Genomic DNA, 21,737 nt, shown 5'->3' on the forward strand with positions numbered 1-21,737 from the left:
AAGAAAGAAAAAAGGACGTGCGCGGGCACGTCCTGGGAGAGAGGTTATTCGCTCCAGCTGACTAAGCCTAGCATCCAAGTAAGGAGAATCAGACCACCGAATACGATGCGGTAGTAGGCAAAAGGAACATAGTTTTTACTGGAAACAAATTTCAGCAAAGCTTTTACTGCTAATAAACCGGCGATAAATGCTGCGATAAAACCGATGGCAATTTGTCCGATATCTTGTAAGGTAAAGAGTTTGTAGTTTTTTAAGATGTCGTAACCTGTGGCCGCAATCATCATTGGTACAGCAAGGAAGAATGAAAATTCGGTAGCCGTTTTTCGTTCTAATCCCCACAGCATACCGCCCATGATGGTACTGCCTGAACGTGATGTCCCAGGGATAAGGGCACAAATTTGGGCGCATCCTACAACAAATGCGTCAATTGGGCGCATATCATCGACATGGTTGACTTTAGGTTTGGCTGTTGTTTGGCGTTTTTCAACCCATAAAATAAAGAAGCCGCCCAATACCAGCATGGTAGCAACGGTAATCGGGTTGAAGAGGTGTAATTTAATTTGTTTACTGAATAAGAGGCCGACAATCGCTGCGGGAATGAACGCGATAAATAAATTCAGTACAAAGCGATTGGCTGTTCGCTCTTTGCCTAGTCCTTTTATGATATGGGTAAATCGTTGGCGATATTCGAATACGACGGCTAATACGGCACCAAGCTGGATGGCGATTTCGAATACTTTACCGTTGCTTTGGAAATTCATTAAGTCGCCGAATACAATCAAGTGACCGGTACTTGAAATAGGGAGGAACTCGGTTAAACCTTCGATAATACCGAGAATAAGTGCTTTAAATAAAATCAGGATGTCCATAAGTTTTCAGACGGCCTTGAGGCCGTCTTTCTTTTGTTGAATAGTTAAAGTGGTTTTGAGGATTGTTCGCGGCGGACTTTAATGATGAGCTCGTCTATGGTTTTCATACCGGCTTTCCAGTCGCTACCGTTGAAATTGACTTTGTATTTACCACCGACAATGACAGTTGGTGTGTTTTCAATTCGATAAGTTTCCGTCAATTGCTGCATTTTTGCAGCAGCCGATGCGGCAGCAGGGCTGTTATAGGCTTGAAGCAGTTTTTTACTGTCAAAACTTGTCTGTTTGCCGACCCATGTGCGGAATACATTTGCATCAGCCAAGTTAATCTTCTGTTCGTAAACGGCTTTGAAGATAACCGGATTGGCTTGATATTTCAAACCTGAAAGATTGACGGCAGCGGCTACCTTGGTCAAGCCCAACATTTCAGGCATCCAAACGATATGTTCTGTCCGTAAGGAAACATCTTTGGCGAAGGTTTTGCTGTGTTGCAACAAAACCGGATCGAGATGGTAACAATGGACGCAGAAGTAGCCGAAAAATTCTAGCACTTCAATTTTTCCGGCTTGCTGCTGCGGGATAGGGCGACTAAGAACGGTATAGTCCACGCCTTCGGTAGCAGCCTGCGCACTCAAACTGAGCAGGCTCAGGCTGAGTGCGGCAATAGTTTGTTTCATACGCTGCTTCATCAGTGATTCCATTATTTAGCAGAACGAATCAAGCTGTTGATATTATGGTCTTGCAGGTTTTTTTGCAGTTTCACAGCGGCTTCCTGCGGCATGGTGTTACTTTGAACTCGATAAATGGTTTTGTCGCCGTTTTGCGACTCAACCACTTTGGAAGACACACCTAAAATAGCCAATTTTGCACGTTGTGAATCTGCGCTGGAACGGTCTGCATATGAACCAAGTTGCAGGAATGCTTTTTTACCACTGTTGGCAGCTGCTTCAGCTTTTTCTGCTGACTGTTTACTTGCAGCGTTGCTGCTTTCTTTTGTTGCAGAGGCATTTGCAGCTTTGCGTGCTTTTTCGATGCTGCCGCTGTTGAGGATTTGCTCAGGTGTCGGCTTGTTTTGTTTCTTGGCTTCGGCTGCTTTTTTCTCAGCCAATTTGCGCTCGGCACGCTCTTTTTGTTTGTCGGTCAGTTGGTCGGCCGCTTTTTTGTCTTTTGCAGTTTTATCGGCAGCTTCTTTTTCAGCTTTGGCTTTTTCTGCGCGTTTTTTTTCTAATTCGGCTTTTTTCTCGGCCAGTTTTTTCTTAGCGGCTTCTTTTTCTGCTTCCGCTTTTGCAGCTTTTTCTTTGGCTTCACGTTCGGCTTTGTCGGCGGCAGTTTTGTCTGCTCTTTCTTTGGCTTCGCGTTCGGCTTTTTCTGCTTCAGCTTTATCCGCTTTTTCTTTGGCCTCGTGATCGGCTTTTTCCTGAGCCTCTTTTTCTGCTTGTGCCGCTTTCTCTTCAGCTTCTTTGGCAGCCTTTTCAGCCGCTTCTTTTTCAGCTTTGGCTTTTTCTTCATCTGCTTGGCTGGACGAATTGTCGGTAGCAGGGCGTTTCTCTGCTTTGTCTTGAGGTTTCAGGATTTCAGGTTCTTCACTTTGTTTAGGCTGGGTCAGCTCTTTGAAAACGTTTTGGTTGCCTTGGTTCAGGAAGAACAAAATACCGGCAATAATACCTGTTGCCAGTATCAGGCCGAAAAAGAAACCGGCCAAGCCTTTGCCATATTGTGTAGATTTTTTCATGACTTACCTTGTAATAATGGGTTCAGACGGCCTGAAGGGAGACTGTCTGAGTTTGAATTCGATATTTTATCAATAACCGTTATAGACGGCAAAATCCTGATGCTTTGTTTACTCTAGTTTTACTTAAATATAAAGATTCAGGCCGTCTGAAAAGTTAGAGGGCGCGACGGAAGCCGATGGCTTTCATCACATGGGTTTTACTGACTTCTTCGTCGCCTGCCAAATCGGCCAGCGTACGGGCGACGCGCATGATGCGGTGGAAGCTTCGAGCGGAAAGGGACAGTTTTTCGAGCATGGTTCCCAAGGCTTCTTGCGCTTCTTTTTGGATGCGGGCTTTGCCATCGAGCTCGCTGACACTCAATTCGGCATTAACTTTGCCTTGTCGGCCGTATTGGATTTTACGCGCGGCGGTAACGCGTTCTAATACGGCGGCACTGGATTCGCCGGCTTCTTGTTGCATCAGCTCGGCGGCAGAAAGGCTGGGTACTTCGATGGTTAAATCAATGCGGTCGAGTAATGGCCCTGAAATTTTGCTGCGGTAACGGGCGATGCTTTCAGGCGTGCAGCGGCAAGGTTTGGACGGATGACCGAGATAGCCGCAAGGGCAGGGGTTCATGGCGGCGACGAGCTGGAACTTGGCCGGATAAACGGCTTGGCGTGCGGCGCGGGAAATATGGATTTCGCCGTTTTCCAAAGGTTCGCGCAATACTTCCAATACTTTACGGTCAAACTCGGGCAATTCGTCTAAAAACAACACACCATGGTGCGCCAATGAAATTTCACCCGGACGCGGGTCGGAACCGCCGCCGACCATGGCGGCCGAGCTGGCGCTGTGGTGGGGGCTGCGGAAAGGACGGTTGCTGTCGAGTTGCTGTTGATGGTTGGGTAGGAGCGAACGCAATGCCCAAACTTCGACCAATTCGTCTTCGGTCAAAGGCGGAAGGATACCGGGCAAACGTTGCGAAAGCATGGATTTGCCTGTACCCGGAGGGCCCATCATCAGCAGGCTGTGTCCGCCTGCCGCGGCGATTTCCAAGGCGAGGCGGGCGGTATGTTGGCCTTTGACATCGGCTAAGTCGGGTATTTTACTTTGTTCAGACGGCCTTTGTGGCAGTTTGCATTCGGTTTGTGTCAACGGTTCGATGCCGTTTAAATGGGCGGCCACTTCGCCCAAAGAACGCGCGCCATAAACCGCAATGCCGCGCATGACGGCAGCCTGTTCGGCATTTTCTTGCGGCAAGACGAACGAACGGCCGGCCTGCATTCCCTGCCATGCCATGGCCAGCGCGCCGCGTACGGGACGCAGCAGCCCGGACAGCGCCAATTCTCCGGCAAACTCATATTGCGCGAGCTTTTCAGGATTAATTTGTCCCGATGCGGCAAGAATGCCCAAGGCAATAGGTAAATCGAAACGGCCGGATTCTTTGGGGAGGTCGGCCGGTGCGAGGTTGACGGTAATTTTCTTGGCGGGGAAGTCAAAGCCGCTTTGGATGATGGCGGCACGCACACGGTCGCGGCTTTCTTTGACTTCAGTATCGGGCAAACCGACGATATTGAAATGTGGCAAGCCGTTGGCAAGGTGGGCTTCCACTTCGACCAACGGCGCGTTCATACCGCTTAAGGCGCGGCTGTAAACCAAAGCAAGCGACATGTTTCAGACGGCCTTATTCGGCGGCTTCGGTTTGTTGTACGATTTCGGCAACTGCTTCTTCAGCAGCGGCTTCGGCCGCTTTCAAAGCAGCTTCTTCAGGCTCTTGGGCGGCTTCGAGCTTGGCCAAACGGGCTTCCAATTCGGCCAGCTTGGTACGGGTTTTAATCAAAACCTGTTGTTGGATGTCGAATTCTTCTCGGGTTACCAAATCCATGCGGTTGAACGCGCTGCCGAGCATGGCTTTGACGTTTTTTTCCATGTCTTTGGCAGGGCTGTTGGCGATGGTTTCGCTGATTTTGGAGCTGACTTCTTCAAAAAGTTGTTTGCCGAACATAATCCGTATCCTTTATTCAGAATGTATATAGAAATTCAAGTGGCTATTGTATAAGGAAAAAGGCCGTCTGAAAACGGGAATTTTGAGACGGCCTTTGCTTCCTATCGTAAATATTCCGTGTCTTTTAACGCTCAACACGGGCTTCAAAAACAGGCATCAGCCATGCGCCGCCCGTGAAGCCTTTGCAAGAACCGGTGGTGTATTCCTCACTGCGGACAAACGTTTTACCGTCCCATACCGCCGTATTGCCCGACCAGCAGTCGCCGATCCCTCGGCCTTTGAAGCTGCCGCTGAGGGTGGCTGTTTTCTCATCGAATCCGCCGTGTCCGCCGTATGTCATTGGTGGCAGCACTTGTTCGATTTTGGTTAATTTTTTGTCGGCAATGGCATAGTAGCCGCTGGTTTGATAGGCTCCGCCGATGCAGACGGCCTCTACTAAAACTTGTTGTTTGTTAAGCGGATAAATACTTAGGCTGCGGTTCCAATCCATTTGCTCTTTATTGTGCAGGGCGTAACAGTAATTATCGTCGCCTTCAGAAACGCGGTTGCTGTTGCGCAGCAGTTTCATGACGGCGCTGTGGTGCGGTGTGTCTTGTTCCAGTATATCGCCTGCTGTTTTTGGTACGGCAACGGCGCGGATGACGGGTTTGGGCTGCGGGCTGAGGACTGCCTGACTGCTGTTGCCTTTGCGTATCAGCGCGGAAGGCGTGTTCAGACGGCCTTGGAATTCGTCCGCTTTCAACATTGCCGCCGCCGCGCCTTTGTCGGACAAGTGCCATTCATATTTGCCGGCGCGGATGCTGATTTTGCTTTCTTTTTTCAACGCTTCGAGCAAGGCGTTGGTTTGCGCGCTGTTCAATTTGCCTTGGCCTTTTTTGTTCAACGCCAATTTGCCCAGTGATTTGCCGTTCAATACCAATTCGTTGCGGGTTGCAATGCCGTCGAGTTGTGCTTCATCGTCGTTAAACGGCAGCAGGGAAACTTCGCCGGCAACGGCGGCATTCGCCCCTGCTTGTCGGGTTAACAAGATGGAAACCGGCGTTTCTGTTTCATCCGCTTGATATCCGGCAAGACGGCAGGTGCCGGTATTGTCGCAGGCAATGTCCCAGTCTTGGTAATTTTGATAAAAGCCTTGAGGCTGAGCAGCCAATGCGGTGGCAGGTAAAACAGCCAGCAGCCATTTTTTCATGATGCATTCTTTCAATTTTATTTATTCACAAAGGCGGCATAGCAATCCAAAATTTGTTACGCTGTTTTGTGAAAATACGATGTGTCGTTCGTAAAAAGGTTTTGAATATTGAGATGTAAAAAAGGCCGTCTGAAATGCCTGTTCAGACGACCTTTATCGTCGTTTTATACGCCTGCGGCTGCTTTCAATGCGGCTGCTTTGTCGGTGCGCTCCCAAGTAAACTCAGGCTCTTCGCGGCCGAAGTGGCCGTAGGCGGCAGATTTGCTGTAAATCGGGCGCAAGAGGTCGAGCATTTGGACGATGCCTTTAGGACGCAGGTCGAAATGTTCGCGAACCAGGGCAATCAGTTTTTCTTCGCTGATTTTGCCGGTGCCGAAAGTATCGATGGAAATCGAAGTCGGTTCGGCAACGCCGATGGCGTAGGAAACTTGGATTTGGCATTGGGTTGCCAAACCGGCGGCAACGATGTTTTTCGCAACATAGCGGCAGGCGTAGGCGGCGGAACGGTCCACTTTGGACGGGTCTTTGCCGGAGAATGCGCCGCCGCCGTGCGGAGCTGCGCCGCCGTAGGTATCAACGATGATTTTACGGCCGGTCAAACCGCAGTCGCCTTGAGGGCCGCCGATAACGAAGCGGCCGGTCGGGTTGATCAGGTATTTTGTTTCGGCAGTCAGCATTTCGGGCGGCAGAACGGGCTTGATAATCTGCTCAATCACGGCTTTGCTCAGTTCTTCATGGCTGATGGCAGGGTCGTGCTGGGTGGACAGGACGACGGTGTCGATGCGTTTTACTTTGCCGGTTTCGCTGTCGTAAACCACGGTCAGTTGGGCTTTGGCATCAGGGCGCAGCCAAGGCAGGCGGCCGTCTTTGCGCAATTCGCTTTGACGCTGCATCAGGCGGTGGCTGTAATAGATGGCAAACGGCATCAGGGTAGGGGTTTCGTCGCAGGCATAGCCGAACATCAAACCTTGGTCGCCCGCGCCTTGATTCAAGTCGATGCCTTCGCCTTCGTTCACGCCTTGGGCGATGTCGGGAGACTGTTGGTCGTAGTACACGCCGACTGCGCAGCCGTTGGCATCAAAGCCCAGCTCGGAGGAGTTGTAGCCGATGCGTTTGATGGTTTCGCGTGCGACTTTGATGTAGTCCACTTGGGCGGTGGTAGTGATTTCGCCTGCCAATACGCACAAGCCTGTGTTGACCAAGGTTTCTGCGGCGACACGCGCTTTGGGGTCTTGCGCCAAGATGGCATCCAAAATCGCATCGGATACTTGGTCGGCAACTTTATCCGGATGGCCTTCGGATACCGATTCGGAAGTAAACAGATATTCGCTCATTGCTATTCTTTCATTAAAAACAGGCTGCTGTGTTTTCAGACGGCCTTTTATTTCGGACAGCGGAAATCATAACAAAAACTCCGCTTTTTCTCTATACAAGTGAGAAACATTCGCACTTGCCTGCTGTTTCGGAATCCTGTTGCGCGTTTCTTACAGGCAAAAAAATTCCCGCATTAAGCGGGTTTGGATTGCTCTGGCGAGCCACATCGGTTTTTCAACCGTCCACCTTACCTTTCCGTTTGAAAAGCAGGTTGGCATGGAATTCCCAACTCTTAATGCAGGGCGGATAGTAGCAGAAAAGCAGGTGTGCCGCAATATATTTGCCCGAAGTCTGTTTTGTTCAGACGGCCTGTTTCGTTTACAATCTGTCCACTTCATTTTGGTAAAACCTTATGCAAACGCTTGTTACCTTTGTTTTTAAATTTTTGGCCGCGCTGCCTTTGGCTTGGTTGCACAAATTAGGCAACCTGCTGGGTAGTTTGGGTTTTCGCGTGCTGTCGAAAGATCGCCGGCGTGTTTTTGAAAACATGAAACTTGCCGGATTGAACCCGACGGACGAGGCAGTGAAAAAAGTTTTCCGTGAAACGGCAAAAGGCGGCTTGGAATTGCCGGTGGCGTTTTTCAGACGGCCTGAGGAAATTGAAAACCTGTTTGTCAGCGTCAACGGTTGGGAACATGTTCAGACGGCCTTGAGTGCGGGCGAGGGTTTGCTGTTTATCACGCCGCACATCGGCAGCTATGATTTGGCGGGCCGCTACATCAGCCAGCAGCTGCCGTTTCCGCTGACGGCGATGTACAAACCGCCGAAAATCAAGGCTTTTGATGCGGTGATGCAGGCAGGGCGTGTGCGCGGCAAGGGCAAGACTGCGCCGACCAGCATTCAGGGTGTCAAACAAATCATCAAGGCCCTGCGCGGCGGCGAAGCGACCATTGTGTTGCCGGACCATGTGCCGTCTCCGGAAGAAGGCGGCGACGGCGTGTGGGTGGACTTTTTCGGCAAACCTGCCTACACCATGACGTTGGCGGGCAAGCTGGCGCAAGTCAAAGGCGTGAAGGCTTTGTTTTTCTGCGGCGAGCGTCTGCCCGACGGGAAAGGCTTTGTCTTGCACATCGAGCCATTGCGCGGTGAATTGAACGGCGATAAGGAGAACGATGCGCGCGTGATCAATGAAAATACCGAGTATTGGATACGCCGTTTTCCGGAACAATATTTGTTTATGTACAACCGCTACAAACATCCCGAAGGCGCGCCTTTCCCGCCGCCGGAAGTATAGGCTTGCCGAATGTAAAAAACCTGCTTGGATTCAAGCAGGTTTTGTATTTGGTCGGAATGAGAGGATTCGAACCTCCGACCCCTTCGTCCCGAACGAAGTGCGCTACCGGGCTGCGCTACATTCCGAATGTGGAGAATTATAGGATAGGAGAAGCCGGTTTGTACAGGGGGTCGATAAATAATTAATAATTGGCTGCCGATGGGTTTGTTTTAGGCCGTCTGAAGCGATGTGTTTCAGACGGCCTGTGTTTTTGTTTGCCGCTTCTGCTGAAGCATTTGTCCTAATGGCATTATAATGTGGGCAATTGTTTTTTAGATTGTCTGCTATGTTTTATCTTTATCAGTCCGACCGTTTGGAAGCGCTTGCCGAAATGTGCGCGCATATTCATCAGGCCTTGCCTTTGGATGCGGTATTGGCGCAGGAAGAAGTGGTGGTGCAGAGCCAGGGGATGCGGCGGTATCTGAATGTGTTTTTTGCGCGCAAACTCGGCGTGGCGGCGAATTTGAAGTTCAGCCTGCCGGCCGGTTTGGCGTGGCAGCTGATGCGTAAGTTGGTTCCAGATGTGCCGCCGCTCAGCCCGTTTTCGCCTGAGGTCATGCGTTGGCGTTTGCTGGATTTGTTCCGCAGCGAAGCGTTTCAGACGGCCCCGGAATACGAAAACGTACGCCTGAAGCTGGAAAGTTATTTGCACAGCTCGGCATCGGCGGATTATCAGCTTGCCGGACAAATGGCGGATATTTTCGACCAATATTTGGTGTACCGCCCGGATTGGATTGATGCGTGGCAGGCTGGGAAGCTGCTGGGTTTGGGCGATGATGAGGATTGGCAGGCGCGGCTGTGGCGTTATTTGGACGATGGCAGCCAATCGGCGCCGCACCGCGTGGCCTTGTGGGAAAAGCTGTTGGCGCAGTTGGATAAATCGGTCTTGCCGCAAAGGTTGTTTGTATTCGGCATTTCGACAATGGCGCCGATGTATCTGCAACTGCTGCACCAAATTTCCAAGCATTGCGATGTGTTTGTGTTTGCGCTCAACCCGAGCAGCCAATATTGGGGCGAGGTCATTGATGAGGCGCAGATTTTGAAAAGGGGCGATGAGGCGGATTTGTCGCAGGCAGGGCATCCGCTGTTGGCTTCTTTGGGCAAGCAGGGGCGCGATTTCTTTGATTTTCTGTCGGAAGTGGAAACCGAGCAGGATATTCAGGTTTATGAAGAGGGAAAAGACGATACCTTATTGCATTGCCTGCAAAACGATATCCAAAACTTGATCATGCCGTCTGAACGCTTATATCAACAGGAAGAAAGCGAGGCAGGCGCGCAGCAGGCTTGGGTTCAAGTCCACGATGCGGACGGCAATCCGGTGTGTGTCGAGCCGGACAAGCTGTTGAACGATGGCTCGGTCAAAATCGTTGCGGCCCACAGTCCTTTGCGCGAATTGCAGATTTTGAAAGAAGAGCTGTCGCTGGTGTTGCAAAATAATCCCGACTGGCAGCCGCACGATATTGCCGTTTTGACGCCGAACATCGAGCCCTACAGCCCGTTTATCGAAGCCGTTTTTGGACAGGAGCAGGCGGGCAGCCAGGCGTTGCCGTATTCGATTTCGGATGTAAAACTCAGCCGCCGTCAGCCCTTGCTGTATGCTTTGGCGCAAACGTTGGACTTGTTGGAAAGCCGGTTTGAAGTGGACAAGGTTTTGCCTTTGCTGGAAAGCCGGTTGGTGCTACAACGCTTCGGGTTGAGCGAGGAAGATGTGCCGTTGCTGCATGAGGCTGTTGCCGGATTGAATGTGCATTGGGGTTTGGACCAAACCATGCGCGAGGGTAAAGACAACCTCTTTACTTGGCAGCAGGCGGTAGAGCGTTTGGCCTTGGGCTGGATGCTGCCCGAAGGCGGCCACGGCATGTGGCAGGGCGTGAGCGCGTGGCATAGCAACGTCAACCAGTTGGACGTGTTCAGCGGTTTTGCCGAATTTATCCGTACTTTGGCCGATATGGCGGCGCAATGGCAAAAACCTGCCAATGTGGAAGGCTGGGTGCAGCGTTGCCGCGATTTGCTGGAGAAACTGTTTGCTCCGGATACGGACGACCAATACGCCAAGCAGCAGTTTGAGCAGTCTTTGGCGAAATGGCAGGAAGAGGCGCAGTTGGCCGAATTTGACGGATTGTTGCCGTGTAAAACCGTTATCCGCCATATCCGTCGTTTTTTGGACAGTGAAAGCCAAGCCGGATTTTTGAGCGGCGGCATTACTTTTTGCAGTATGGTGCCGATGCGCAGCCTACCGTTTAAAATGGTTTGCCTGTTGGGTTTGAATGACGGTGATTTTCCGCGCAATACCAAAGCGGCGGTGTTCGACCTGATTGCCAAACATCCGAAAAAAGGTGACCGCGCCCGCCGCGACGACGACCGTTATCTCTTCCTCGAAGCCTTAATCAGCGCGCGCGAAATGCTGTATTTGTCTTATATCGGCCGCGATATACGCAATGATGCCGAGTTTGCGCCGTCTTCGTTAATCAGCGAGCTGCTGGATACCATTGCCGCCATGACAGGGAAAAGCGGGCGCGAGTTGGCGGAGAAATGGGTGAAACATCATCCTTTGCAGGCGTTTTCGCGCCGTTATTTCCAAAAGGATGCGCTTTCAGACGGCCTCTTCAGTACGCGCCAAGATTACGCCGATGCGTTAAACCAACCGCCAGTAGAAGCGCAGCCGTTTTTCCTTGAGGCTTTAAGTCAGGAAGAGCCGGGCAAAACCATTCAGCAGGGTGAGCTTATCAGTTTTTGGCGCAACCCTGTCAAAGTTTGGCTGAAGAGAAATTTAAGCTGGGATCAGCCGTATTTGGACGGCGCATGGGAATCTGCCGAACCGTTTGAGCCGCAACATGAAGGCCGGATTGCCGATGCCTATTTGGATGCGCGGCGCAAAGGTGAAGATTTTGAAGATACGGCCATTCGGCTGAATGCAGAAAGCCTGATGCCGGTAGGCGAGTTGGGCGGCTTGTGGCAGAAGCAGTATCAGATATCTGCAAAAAACGTAGATGCCGAGTTGATACGCAGCAACAAAAGGCCGTCTGAACCTTATGAATTACACTTTGACGACTTGGTTTTACAAGGCACCATCGGCAATCTTTATGAATGCGGTCGTATTGTGTTCCTAAACCAAAAAGACAATGCACCCAACCGCATTGCCCGTTTATTGGAGCATTTGATTTTTTGCGCCGTCGCCCCTAAATCCGTTGCCAACCGACAAACCTATATTGTCAGCTTGGGGCAGACCGAAACCTATGCCGCCATCGGGCAAGAGGCCGCGAGAGAGCTTTTGAAAGAATGGTTGGTATATTTCCGAATCGGACAAAATACCCCCTTGCCGTTTTTTGCCAAAACCAGCCTTGCCGCTGCGGAGGAGTACGGCAAGAAAGAGGATTGGGATGCCGCCTTGAGAGCAGCCTATGATGAATTTAATGGCAAGAAAATGAGCAAAGGGCAGAAAGAATATACCGAAGTGAAGCTGGTGTTTGGTCATTCGGACGAAGCGCCGCTTGAAGAGCCGCTATTTGAAAACCTTGTCGTCAATCTGCTTGTTCCGCTTTTGAACAGCGCGGCAGGGAAAAACAATGCAACAGAACAGGAGTAGAGCATGGCCACTTATACAGAATATTTGGATTTTGATACCGAAGAAGACAAATTGAAACAGCAGCAGCTCTATCAGGCGACCGAGCTGTCGGCGCAAACGGCAGCGGCGGTCAAAAAGATCAGCCGTCCGCAAAACTGGCTGCTTGCCGCTGCGCCATATTGTCCCGATTGCCGCGTGTTTGTGCCGTTTATTCAAAAAATGGCGGAGCTGAACCCCAATATCCGCGTCAACTATATTGCCCGTAGTGATTTTGACGACAGCAGCCGTTTTGAGAATCCGCGCCAACAGGAAATCGTCCGCGCCAATCAAAAAATCCCTGCGCTGTTTTTGATGGGGCATGAAGAAGTCGGGCCTGTGTTTAACGAGTTTCCGCAAGTGGTGTTAAACCAAATTGCGGCAGATGAAACCCGTCGCACGGAATTGCGCGATGCGTACCGTGCCGGCGAGTTTAATGCCGATATTGAGGCTCAGATTGTAGCGGCCTTGGCATGGGCAGAGCAGCGTTGTTGAGTAGATATTGTTGGTGTGTAAGACTATATTTTGAGCTACTTTGATAAAGGGGACAATTTCTAGTGTAATTTAGTTCTTACCTAGATTTTCTCATTATGTATTTACGTTCTGGAACTTCAATGGTTTGAACAATTTCAAATCCCTCTTTTTGGTAGAGGTCTCTAGCTATTTGATTTGACTCAAAAACCGTTAGGGAAATACTTTCTATTTCTTCATTTTCAAACATTTCTTGAAGAAAGTATTGAAAAGCTTTTCTACCTAATCCTTTTCCCTGCTTCTGTGGAGCTATGAGAAATCTTCCAATATGAAGATTTTTATCTTCTAGTTTGATTTTCTGGATGATGCCTACAAACTCTTCTCCAACAAAAATGGAAAAAATCCCTTCCATCTTTTGCAAGGATTGGGCAATCAAGGGATAAGAAATCTTTGGCCCCATCCATTGCTTCTGAAAACTTTCTCCCAAAGCATTAGACCACTGACAAATGAGTTGGGCATTTTCTAACTGAAGTCCTTTTTCAAAGTGAATTTTCATATTTGCTCCTAAAACTTCTCTTATATCCAACTATTATACTCTTTCTCATATTTTTTCCGAATAATTAAGTATGATTCAACTTTATTTTTTTCTTGTTGGAACGATTCTTGCTTCCTTTCTTTGCTTTGTAATAAAAAGGCCGTCTGAAAAGATTTCAGACGGCCTTTTTTGATGCTTAACGCTTTATTAAATCTCGATTTTATTCGGCGTAAAGGTTTGCCATTTGTTGCAGGCGGGGCAGTGCCAGAAGAAGACTTGGGATTTGAAGTGGCAGTTGCGGCAGCGGTACATAACGCTTTTTTGCAGCTGGCGGCCGATAATGGAACGAATCATATCGGTATCGGCTTTCCATTCCGGATTCATACTGCTGAGTTTCAAGCCAAGCAGGCGGTACACGCCGTTGAGGTCGGGTTTTTGGCGGACGAGTTCGACAGCGATTTGCGCCGCTTCGGTTTCGCCTTTGAGCAGCAGAGCCTTTTCGTAGATGACGTTGATCAGGTCAAGATCGGGAAAGGTTTGCATATAGCCGATGAGGCGGTTGAGGCCTTCTTCCTGTTTGCCTTGCGCAGCATAGGCTTCATAGAGTTTCTCGCCCACCATGCTCAAATAGGCGTGGTTTTGCTGCTCGATGGCGGAATACGCTTCCACTGCGGCAGGGAAGTTACCCTGACGGTATTCGATGTCGCCGAGGATGATGTTGGCGCGCGTACATTTTTTGTTGGCTTCGAGTGCTTTGCCGATGTTGTAGCGTGCGGCGTCGAAGTTGGATTTGAACAGCGCGGCTTGGGCGATTTCGCAATAGAACTGGGCGATTTCAAACTGGTAGGTCTGTTCGTCATGGCTCAAGAGCTGCGCCATTTCGATGGCTTTTTCCCAGTCGCGGTCTTGTTGGTAAATACTCAAAAGGTGTTGGCGGGCTTCACGTGCCATATCGCCTTCCTGCAAACCGAGGAAGATTTGTTCGGCGCGGTCAACCAAGCCTGCACTTTGGTAGTTTTGCGCCAATTCAAAAAGCACGCGCGCGCGTTTTTCGTTGACTGTGTCGGGCGAATCGAGCAGGGCGCGGTGCATATTGATGGCTTTGTCGTTTTCGCCGCGTTGGCGGTAGAGCTTGCCCAAAGTCAGGTTCAGGTCGTATGACTGCGGCTGCTGGTCGATCACTTCCGCCAATTCGCGCGCGGCGCGGCCGCTGTTGCGGTCAACGAGTGCATCAAGGCTTTTGTAAAACCCTGCCGGTATGCTTTTAGCCTGTTTCAGGACGGTCTTCATATCGACGCGCGCGGCAAACCAGCCCATGGCGAAGAAAACGGGGAGGAGGACGATGGGCAGTAAGATGACCCACAATTCGTTGTCCATGGTATTCCTTTATTGATTGGTGGCGTTACGCTTTGGGAGTGGTTTCGGAAGTCGTTGCCGGTGTTTCGGTTTTGACCGGGGTCAGGTCTTTTTCGGAAAGGTGGGCGTATTTTTTCACTTCGGCACGCAGGCGGTTGTTTTCGCTGCGCAGGGACAGCAGACGGCCGAAGAGGGCAAACATACCGAACACGATGCCGATAATAAATGCACCGAAAAGCACGACAATCAGCGGCAGATTGATGTTTTGGCCGGGCAGGTAGAAGAAGGATACGGTGTGGGTATTGGTGATGGCCAGCAGGAGGAAAACAAGAAGAATCAGGATTTTGATGATGGTAGAGATGAGTTTCATGGGTTACTCCGGGTTGGCTGCGGTTGGGGCAGGCTGTCTGAAAAATGGTATCAGTTTAAACGATTTGCCGGATTTCGGATAGGACGGCATGTTTCAGACGGCAGGGTAATGGTGTCTTTATGCTGACGGGTACTTGTCAAACCTATATTGAAAGGCGTATTGTTCAGTCTTTAATTAATTTATTTTGCACATCAGAATAAGAAAGGCAATCATCATGAGCAGACCAGTTCCAGCCGTATTCGGCAGCGTTTTTCACGCTGAAATGCCCGTTATCGCTTATCGTGAAGGTAAATGGCAGCCGGTAGAGTGGCAATCTTCCAAAGATCTGACAATCGCCCCTGGCGCGCATGCCTTGCATTATGGCAGCGAATGTTTTGAGGGCTTAAAGGCATTCCGTCAGGCAAACGGCAAAATCGTGATGTTCCGCCCGACCGCCAATATTGCGCGCATGCAGCAAAGTGCGGATATTCTGCACCTGCCGCGCCCTGAAACTGAGGCTTATTTGGATGCTTTGATTGAATTGGTCAAACGCTCTGCCGAAGAAATTCCTGATGCGCCAGCTGCGTTGTACCTGCGTCCGACTTTGATCGGTACCGATCCTGTGATCGGTAAAGCCGGTTCTCCTTCTGAAACTGCTTTGTTGTACATTCTGGCTTCTCCTGTCGGCGACTATTTCAAAGCTGGTTCGCCCGTTAAAATCTTGGTTGAAACCGAACATATCCGTTGCGCCCCACATATGGGTCGTGTGAAATGCGGTGGCAACTATGCTTCCGCCATGCCTTGGGTTTTGAAAGCCAAAGCCGAATATGGCGCAAACCAAGTGTTGTTCTGTCCGAATGGCGACGTTCAGGAAACCGGCGCGTCTAACTTTATCCTGATTAACGGTGATGAAATCATTACCAAACCGTTGACAGACGAATTCCTGCACGGCGTTACCCGTGATTCCGTACTGACAGTTGCCAAAGATTTGGGCTACACCGTTACCGAACGCAACTTTACCGTTGATGAGCTGAAAGCAGCTGTGGAAAATGGCGCAGAGGCAATTCTGACCGGTACGGCTGCGGTCATTTCTCCGGTCACTTCTTTCGTGATTGATGGCAAAGAAATCGAAGTGAAGAGCCAAGAGCGCGGTTACGCAATCCGTAAGGCGATTACCGACATTCAATACGGTTTGACAGAAGACAAACACGGCTGGTTGGTTGAAGTTTGTTAAATAGAACGCATTTAATAAAAAAGGCCGTCTGAAATATTTTTTCAGACGGCCTTTTTTTATTGGTTTTTAGATGGTGAAAGCAATAATAAAATACTGAATTTTGCAAATAAACGGTAGTATTTTAAGATAATCGGTATATAATGCGCAGTCATGTTGTAAAAATACATATTGAAAATATCGAATTTTATTGATTTTTCGATGAATTTAAAAACATTTATAGATATTTATTTTGTATATTTTGTAAATTTAGTTAAATTGGGAATGCTAAAGGCATGTTGTGTTAGAATTTCCCTCCTTTTTGGCTTCGCGGGGTTAACTCTGTCACGCCAAAAAGGAAAACAATACAAGATAAAACTATTTTTATTTTGCTATAAAAATCAAAAATAACTTAACTTTGGATGAACTAATCAATTAAAAAGGGACTCTGATACATTTCCGTCAAAAATAACCGGATACATGGTACGCGGACAGATTGCCTATAAAAGTCATCCAAGGGTTCTGTCCATACACCATTACCGTTTCCAATCAGAAAACCGGCAGAAGGGAAAACGCTGCCGAGTTTCTCAAAGTGGCCAGCTTCAGTTTGGCCTTTATACAGGCAATTGCTGTTACGACAGAATCCGTCTTACCTCTTTATTCAATCGAACTTTTTTGTTGCACGCTTGTGCGGTGGGAAAGGACGATATTTGATACAAGGAAATACGCTGATTATGTCACATAAACTTGCTCCTCTTGGCCGTACCCATATTCGTCACGGCTCCTCAACTCCTGAAACCACTTCCGAATCATCTTCTCCTCTAAAAGAATGGATACACACTCAAAATTGGGGGGATAGTCCGTCGGTTTTTCCAGAACCCAAGCAATTAAGCGGTAAAAATACTGTAACGAGAGAGGCGGTGCATGTAGCTGAGGCTGCAAGATTGGACGGCACTTCATCATCTTCAGACGGCCTTGTGACAAAAATGCATGTCGCACGGGCCAGCGTTGCTTCTGCAAGCAGCGTTTCCAGTAAAAACACCATTGCGCCTAAAGCAACAAATAACCCTGCCGCTACCGATCAAGCAACGGCAGCCAAACCAGTCAATAAATCGATGGAAAAAGTCCTGGCTGAAAGGCAAAAAATTTACGAAGAGGCTAAAGCAAAAAAAATAGCCGAGGCTGCCGCAGCCAAAGCAAAGGCTGTCGAGCGCGCAAAAGAAGCGCATAAAGCGGCAGTCGAAAAAGCGATTGCAGAGCGTAAAGCCAAACTCGAAGCCGCACGCAAAGAAAAAGAGGCGGAAGACAGAGTTGCCGAAGAAAAAGAAACCGTTGAGATTGTCCATAAAAAGAATCTGAAGGATTCAGACGGCCATGACAAAATAGCGGGCGTTTCTTCCGGTAAAAAAGCGATCAATAGCCACGACGGCCACCTCAGTTCAGGCAAAGCAAACAAAATTGACGACCATACCGAAGGTAGGGCAGGTCTATCCGGAAAATACCGCGTGTATGAATCTAAAGAGTATGGCAATTACGTTCGTGTGAATGATTTTGGTGCCGATGCACAGGGTAAAAAAGACAGCCTTCAGGCATTTAAAGCGGCTTTAGAAGTGGCTCATAAAGAAAAAGCCATGGTCTTCTTGGATGGTACCTACTATATTTCCAACCAGATTGTGATGGATAAAACCGTTTCCGGCGCACGCGGTTTGTTTGGTTCGGGCATGGGCAAAACCAAAGTAACGTTTGATAAGGCGCAGACGAGCGTGTTCAATCCGGATACCAACCATGACGATATCCGCGAATTTGCCGGTATTTTGGTTGATGGACAAAACAATAAAACCATTGCCGATTTGTCGGTTCAATATACCAACCCTGATTTTTACCGCAAAGGCTTAAGCTATTTTGGCAAGGTAAACGGCATTTTGGTGAACGATGCGGACAATACTTTAATCAGCAAAGTAGAGGTTTCCGGAGCCAATCGTGCTGGTGTGATGTTTACGTCGACCGCTTCTTTGGAAACGGAAAAAGGTCAAAAGCTGACCTTTAAAGCGCGCGTACAAAGCGGCGAAATTGATGAAAAATATGAAGCGCTGCCTTTGGGTGAAAACAACCGTATTGTTGATTCGTATCTGCACCACAACCGAGTTGCCGGTGCGCTGATCGGTTTCCAACAAAACTTTATCGGCGAGGGCAACCGTTTGGATTGGAACGGCCACGAAGCGGACGGCGGTACCGGCTACGGTATGGCTGTGGCTGCGGGCAGCTACAATTACGGCATCACATACCGTAAAAACACAACCGACCACAACTACCGCAAAGGCTTGGATGTGCATGATGGTACAGGCATTGTCATTGAAGACAATGTGTTAACGGGTGACCGGCTGTATGGCATCGTTGCCTACAACCGCCAGTTTTCTATGGATAAAGTCAAAATTACCGGCAATACCATTATCCAAGACCCGAGCTTCCGTTTGAATGTTGATGATGACTTAGGCAAGTACTACCACATGTATTCAGGGATTCAGGTGCAAACCAATACCCAATACAAAGATTTGCACTCGGCTGATAAAGGTTATTTCGATATTAGCGATAATGTCATTAAAAATCTGACGGTTTATCAAAACAATATTCAGACCTACGCGATTGAGTTCCGTAACCATGAAAGCAAAATGGATTACACGCTCAATATGGCAAACAACAAGATCAGCGGTGAATCCACCAAATATCTGATTGCCGTCATCAACGATACCTACGACCGCGTTTTATCTAAAAACGGCATTGGCAGCGGTACCATTACCATCAGCGGCAACGATGCCGATATTGGCAAGATTATGAAAGGCGCGGTACCGGTTTATGTGGAAGAACACCATGGCAATGTCGCGATGCATGGTGCGGTGACGATTCACGACAACAAAATTTCCGTACGTGAAAAATCGGACGGCTATGTCGAATTTGCTTATTTGAAAAGCAATGCCAAAGAGTACAACATCACCAATAACACATTGAAACTTGGTGGTGCCCTGAATGATGCTTTGGTAGACGTACACAGTACCAACCCTAAGGGCAAGGCATCTTTAAATGTAGCCAACAATAAAATCATGACGGACATCAAAGGCGAACTGTATGGTTCATGGCTGCGCTTTGAAAACGACATCAAAACGTATTCTGAAGGCAATAGCCATAACGGCGAAGCACTGAAAAAGGTGAATACGACCGGCAGTAAAGTTGCATTGAGCGATATCTTGTCAGAAGCCAACCATATTGTCGAAACGACTAAAGAGACTGTGTATCACCATACTAAAAATGTGTATACATCAGGAGTGGAAGAACATCATACAACGACTGGGATTTTGTAAGCTGTTGAAGCCGTAATCTTTATGGTCTAAATATCGATAAATAAAAAAAGGCCGTCTGAAAATTTTCAGACGGCCTTTTCATCTAACTCACATTATTTAGCCAGTTCGGCACGCAGTTTGTGGGTTACGTTCATCATTACTTGGAGTTGTTCCAGAGTTTCTTTCCAGCCACGGGTTTTCAGGCCGCAGTCTGGGTTAACCCACAGACGTTCAACCGGTACAACCTCGATAGCTTTGCGCAACAGATGCTCAACTTCAGCTTCAGTCGGTACGCGTGGGCTGTGGATGTCGTAAACACCTGGGCCGATGTCGTTCGGATATTTGAATTCGCCGAACGCAGTCAAGAGCTCCATGTCGGAACGTGAAGTTTCGATGGTGATGACGTCAGCGTCCATAGCGGCAATGGCTGGCAGGATGTCGTTGAACTCAGAGTAGCACATATGAGTGTGGATTTGAGTGCTGTCTTCGCAACCGGTAGAGGACAGGCGGAAAGATTCGCCGGCCCAGTTCAGGTAGGCATCCCAATCGGCACGTTTCAAAGGCAGACCTTCGCGGATGGCAGGTTCATCGATTTGGATGACTTTGATGCCTGCTTTTTCCAGATCCAATACTTCGTCGTTCAGAGCCAGTGCGATTTGTTTGCACACGGTAGAGCGAGGAATATCGTTGCGGACGAAAGACCATTGCAGAATGGTTACAGGGCCGGTTAACATACCTTTCATCGGGCGTTTGGTCAGGCTTTGTGCGTAAGTAGACCAAGCGACAGTCATGGCTTCAGGACGGCTTACGTCACCGAAGATGATAGGTGGTTTAACGCAGCGTGAACCGTAGCTTTGTACCCAGCCGTATTGGGTGAATGCAAAACCGCTCAACAGTTCGCCGAAGTATTCAACCATGTCGTTACGCTCGGCTTCGCCATGTACCAGTACGTCCAAGTCCAGTTTTTCTTGCTCTTCAACCACCAAGGCGATTTCTTTTTTCATCGCGGCTTCGTAATCGGCAGCAGACAGTTCGCCTTTTTTGAAGGCTGCACGTGCTTGGCGGATTTCGGTGGTTTGTGGGAAAGAACCGATGTTGGTAGTCGGCAGCAGAGGCAGGTTCAACCATGCTTGTTGCGCTTTGATACGGTCGGCAAATGGAGATTTGCGTTGGTCTGCGTTGGCAGGCAAATCGGCCAGGCGTTTGGCAACGTCTGCACGGTGGATTTCGCTGCTGTTGGCACGGGAGTCGGCAGCAGCTTGGCTGGCGGCCAGTTCTTCGGCAACAGAATCACGACCTTCGTTCAATGCAGCTTTCAGAACGCGCAATTCTTGGGTTTTTTGCAGGGTGAATGCCAACCAAGAGTACAGGTCAGGTTTGTTGGCTTTCAGTTTTTCTTCAACTGACAAGTCAAATGGAGTGTGCAGCAGAGAGCAAGAGCTGGAGATCCACAAACGGTCGCCCAGTTTAGCTTGCAGAGGCTTGACAGTTTCCAAAACTTTGTTCAGGTTGGCGCGCCAAATGTTGCGGCCGTCGATAACGCCGGCAGACAGAACTTTGTCGTAGTCGGCAAATGCATCCAGTTGCTCAGGAGCGCGTACCAAGTCGATGTGCAGGCCGTCAACAGGCAGGGATTTCAGCAAAGCAGCGTGTTCGGCAACAGAACCGAAGTAAGTGCTCAACAGGATTTTGGCGCTTACTTTGCTCAAAGTAGCGTAAACGTCTTTGTATGCTTCTACCCACTCTTTAGGCAGGTCAACAGTCAAAGCAGGCTCGTCGATTTGAATCCACTCGGCACCGGCTTCAACCAAAGCAGTCAGGATTTCAACGTAAACAGGCAACAGTTTAGGCAACAGGCTCAGACGGTCGAATTCAACAGCGCCTTTTTCTTTACCAACCCACAGGAAAGTCAACGGACCAACAACGGTCGGTTTGGCTTTCAGACCCAAAGCTTGGGCTTCTTGCAGTTGTTGAACGTAGTGTTTGGCGTTGGCTTTGAATTCGGTATCGGCGTGGAATTCAGGCACCAAGTAGTGGTAGTTGGTGTCGAACCATTTGGTCATTTCGATAGCGAATTGGTCTTTGTTACCACGGGCCAGTTGGAAGAATTGTTCCAAAGACAGGTTTTGGCTGTCGAAGCCGAAACGGGCAGGGATGGCACCGGTGGCAACTTGCAGGTCGAGGATGTGGTCGTAGAAAGTGAAATCGCCTGCAGCAACGAAATCGGCGTTGGCGGCAGCTTGGTGTTTCCAGTTTTTCTCGCGCAAGTCTTTAGCAACAGCCAGCAATTCTTGCTCGCTGATTTCTTTGCGCCAGTATTTTTCTTGTGCGAATTTCAATTCGCGGAAGGCACCGACGCGCGGGAAGCCTGAAAAATGCAATGTTGTCATGTTAACTCTCCTAGTTGGAATTTTTAATCAGACCGGTATGGCCTGAATGTTCGATATTGTAAATCAGAATG

At 49.1% G+C, this 21,737-nt stretch carries 16 protein-coding genes, 1 tRNA gene and 1 riboswitch; of the genes, 5 read left to right on the forward strand and 12 right to left on the reverse strand.

The annotated features are described in order from the left end of the window. Window positions 1–44: 44 nt before the first annotated feature. From HMPREF2596_RS01615 to metK, 7 genes are all read right to left on the reverse strand, one after another. Window positions 45–869, reverse strand: coding sequence for an undecaprenyl-diphosphate phosphatase (locus HMPREF2596_RS01615; protein ID WP_070849156.1), 825 nt, complete (start codon window positions 867–869; stop codon window positions 45–47). A gap of 44 nt (window positions 870–913) precedes the next feature. Next, entirely contained in the window at window positions 914–1,555 is a 642-nt protein-coding gene (locus HMPREF2596_RS01620; RefSeq protein WP_070849575.1) for a thiol:disulfide interchange protein DsbA/DsbL, read from the reverse strand. An 11-nt stretch (window positions 1,556–1,566) separates the two neighbouring features. After that, entirely contained in the window at window positions 1,567–2,598 is a 1,032-nt protein-coding gene (locus HMPREF2596_RS01625) for an SPOR domain-containing protein (protein ID WP_070849158.1), read from the reverse strand. 154 nt (window positions 2,599–2,752) lie between these two features. Then, the gene (locus HMPREF2596_RS01630; protein ID WP_070849161.1) at window positions 2,753–4,249 is read right to left on the reverse strand and encodes a YifB family Mg chelatase-like AAA ATPase; all 1,497 of its coding nucleotides are present in this window, start codon (window positions 4,247–4,249) and stop codon (window positions 2,753–2,755) included. Window positions 4,250–4,262: 13 nt separating this feature from the next. Continuing rightward, window positions 4,263–4,583 (reverse strand): accessory factor UbiK family protein, encoded by a 321-nt coding sequence (locus HMPREF2596_RS01635; protein WP_070849164.1) that lies wholly within the window; start codon window positions 4,581–4,583, stop codon window positions 4,263–4,265. Window positions 4,584–4,707: 124 nt separating this feature from the next. After that, window positions 4,708–5,772 (reverse strand): DUF1176 domain-containing protein, encoded by a 1,065-nt coding sequence (locus HMPREF2596_RS01640; protein ID WP_070849169.1) that lies wholly within the window; start codon window positions 5,770–5,772, stop codon window positions 4,708–4,710. Between the two features lie 164 nt (window positions 5,773–5,936). Then, a complete protein-coding gene (gene metK, locus HMPREF2596_RS01645; protein WP_070849172.1) occupies window positions 5,937–7,106 on the reverse strand; it encodes a methionine adenosyltransferase in 1,170 nt (389 codons plus the stop codon). Between the two features lie 173 nt (window positions 7,107–7,279). Continuing rightward, a riboswitch (SAM-I-IV-variant riboswitch) is annotated at window positions 7,280–7,390 on the reverse strand. Between the two features lie 108 nt (window positions 7,391–7,498). Here metK and HMPREF2596_RS01650 point away from each other — a divergent pair. Further along, complete coding sequence (locus tag HMPREF2596_RS01650) at window positions 7,499–8,380, forward strand: lysophospholipid acyltransferase family protein (protein WP_003745542.1); 882 nt, start codon at window positions 7,499–7,501, stop codon at window positions 8,378–8,380. A gap of 48 nt (window positions 8,381–8,428) precedes the next feature. Here HMPREF2596_RS01650 and HMPREF2596_RS01655 read toward each other — a convergent pair. Beyond that, window positions 8,429–8,505: transfer RNA gene (locus tag HMPREF2596_RS01655), tRNA-Pro, on the reverse strand. 200 nt (window positions 8,506–8,705) lie between these two features. Here HMPREF2596_RS01655 and recC point away from each other — a divergent pair. Both recC and HMPREF2596_RS01665 read left to right on the forward strand, forming a co-directional pair. Beyond that, window positions 8,706–12,005: an exodeoxyribonuclease V subunit gamma gene (gene recC, locus HMPREF2596_RS01660; protein ID WP_070849175.1), complete on the forward strand. Its 3,300-nt coding sequence runs from the start codon at window positions 8,706–8,708 to the stop codon at window positions 12,003–12,005. A gap of 3 nt (window positions 12,006–12,008) precedes the next feature. Next, the gene (locus HMPREF2596_RS01665; RefSeq protein WP_070849179.1) at window positions 12,009–12,515 is read left to right on the forward strand and encodes a thioredoxin family protein; all 507 of its coding nucleotides are present in this window, start codon (window positions 12,009–12,011) and stop codon (window positions 12,513–12,515) included. Window positions 12,516–12,591: 76 nt separating this feature from the next. On the opposite strand, the gene HMPREF2596_RS01670 is transcribed toward HMPREF2596_RS01665, so the two are convergent. The 3 genes from HMPREF2596_RS01670 to HMPREF2596_RS01680 all read right to left on the reverse strand — a co-directional run bounded on the left by HMPREF2596_RS01670 (window position 12,592) and on the right by HMPREF2596_RS01680 (window position 14,752). Then, complete coding sequence (locus tag HMPREF2596_RS01670; RefSeq protein ID WP_004521061.1) at window positions 12,592–13,047, reverse strand: GNAT family N-acetyltransferase; 456 nt, start codon at window positions 13,045–13,047, stop codon at window positions 12,592–12,594. A gap of 186 nt (window positions 13,048–13,233) precedes the next feature. Next, window positions 13,234–14,403 (reverse strand): lipopolysaccharide assembly protein LapB, encoded by a 1,170-nt coding sequence (gene lapB, locus HMPREF2596_RS01675; RefSeq protein WP_003684462.1) that lies wholly within the window; start codon window positions 14,401–14,403, stop codon window positions 13,234–13,236. A gap of 25 nt (window positions 14,404–14,428) precedes the next feature. Then, the gene (locus HMPREF2596_RS01680; RefSeq protein ID WP_070849182.1) at window positions 14,429–14,752 is read right to left on the reverse strand and encodes a LapA family protein; all 324 of its coding nucleotides are present in this window, start codon (window positions 14,750–14,752) and stop codon (window positions 14,429–14,431) included. A gap of 214 nt (window positions 14,753–14,966) precedes the next feature. Between HMPREF2596_RS01680 and ilvE the strand changes: the two genes are divergently transcribed. Together ilvE and HMPREF2596_RS01695 are read left to right on the forward strand one after the other, a co-directional pair. After that, the gene (ilvE, locus tag HMPREF2596_RS01685) at window positions 14,967–15,965 is read left to right on the forward strand and encodes a branched-chain-amino-acid transaminase (protein ID WP_070632923.1); all 999 of its coding nucleotides are present in this window, start codon (window positions 14,967–14,969) and stop codon (window positions 15,963–15,965) included. Window positions 15,966–17,056: 1,091 nt separating this feature from the next. Then, window positions 17,057–19,297, forward strand: a complete 2,241-nt coding sequence (locus tag HMPREF2596_RS01695; protein WP_070849577.1) for a right-handed parallel beta-helix repeat-containing protein — start codon at window positions 17,057–17,059, stop codon at window positions 19,295–19,297. Window positions 19,298–19,389: 92 nt separating this feature from the next. Here HMPREF2596_RS01695 and metE read toward each other — a convergent pair whose 3' ends face one another. Then, on the reverse strand, window positions 19,390–21,666 hold the full coding sequence (metE, locus tag HMPREF2596_RS01700) for a 5-methyltetrahydropteroyltriglutamate--homocysteine S-methyltransferase (RefSeq protein WP_070849189.1): 2,277 nt from the start codon (window positions 21,664–21,666) through the stop codon (window positions 19,390–19,392). Window positions 21,667–21,737 lie beyond the last annotated feature (71 nt).

The sequence above is a fragment of the Neisseria sp. HMSC078C12 genome (genome assembly GCF_001838065.1).
Lineage (GTDB): Bacteria > Pseudomonadota > Gammaproteobacteria > Burkholderiales > Neisseriaceae > Neisseria.

Bases quoted from the DNA above. Each gene is read 5' to 3' on its own strand.
- HMPREF2596_RS01615 (WP_070849156.1), bottom strand. From the start codon at position 869: ATGGACATCCTGATTTTATTTAAAGCACTTATTCTCGGTATTATCGAA.
- HMPREF2596_RS01620 (WP_070849575.1), bottom strand. From the start codon at position 1,555: ATGAAGCAGCGTATGAAACAAACTATTGCCGCACTCAGCCTGAGCCTG.
- HMPREF2596_RS01625 (WP_070849158.1), bottom strand. From the start codon at position 2,598: ATGAAAAAATCTACACAATATGGCAAAGGCTTGGCCGGTTTCTTTTTC.
- HMPREF2596_RS01630 (WP_070849161.1), bottom strand. From the start codon at position 4,249: ATGTCGCTTGCTTTGGTTTACAGCCGCGCCTTAAGCGGTATGAACGCG.
- HMPREF2596_RS01635 (WP_070849164.1), bottom strand. From the start codon at position 4,583: ATGTTCGGCAAACAACTTTTTGAAGAAGTCAGCTCCAAAATCAGCGAA.
- HMPREF2596_RS01640 (WP_070849169.1), bottom strand. From the start codon at position 5,772: ATGAAAAAATGGCTGCTGGCTGTTTTACCTGCCACCGCATTGGCTGCT.
- metK (WP_070849172.1), bottom strand. From the start codon at position 7,106: ATGAGCGAATATCTGTTTACTTCCGAATCGGTATCCGAAGGCCATCCG.
- HMPREF2596_RS01650 (WP_003745542.1), top strand. From the start codon at position 7,499: ATGCAAACGCTTGTTACCTTTGTTTTTAAATTTTTGGCCGCGCTGCCT.
- recC (WP_070849175.1), top strand. From the start codon at position 8,706: ATGTTTTATCTTTATCAGTCCGACCGTTTGGAAGCGCTTGCCGAAATG.
- HMPREF2596_RS01665 (WP_070849179.1), top strand. From the start codon at position 12,009: ATGGCCACTTATACAGAATATTTGGATTTTGATACCGAAGAAGACAAA.
- HMPREF2596_RS01670 (WP_004521061.1), bottom strand. From the start codon at position 13,047: ATGAAAATTCACTTTGAAAAAGGACTTCAGTTAGAAAATGCCCAACTC.
- lapB (WP_003684462.1), bottom strand. From the start codon at position 14,403: ATGGACAACGAATTGTGGGTCATCTTACTGCCCATCGTCCTCCTCCCC.
- HMPREF2596_RS01680 (WP_070849182.1), bottom strand. From the start codon at position 14,752: ATGAAACTCATCTCTACCATCATCAAAATCCTGATTCTTCTTGTTTTC.
- ilvE (WP_070632923.1), top strand. From the start codon at position 14,967: ATGAGCAGACCAGTTCCAGCCGTATTCGGCAGCGTTTTTCACGCTGAA.
- HMPREF2596_RS01695 (WP_070849577.1), top strand. From the start codon at position 17,057: ATGGAAAAAGTCCTGGCTGAAAGGCAAAAAATTTACGAAGAGGCTAAA.
- metE (WP_070849189.1), bottom strand. From the start codon at position 21,666: ATGACAACATTGCATTTTTCAGGCTTCCCGCGCGTCGGTGCCTTCCGC.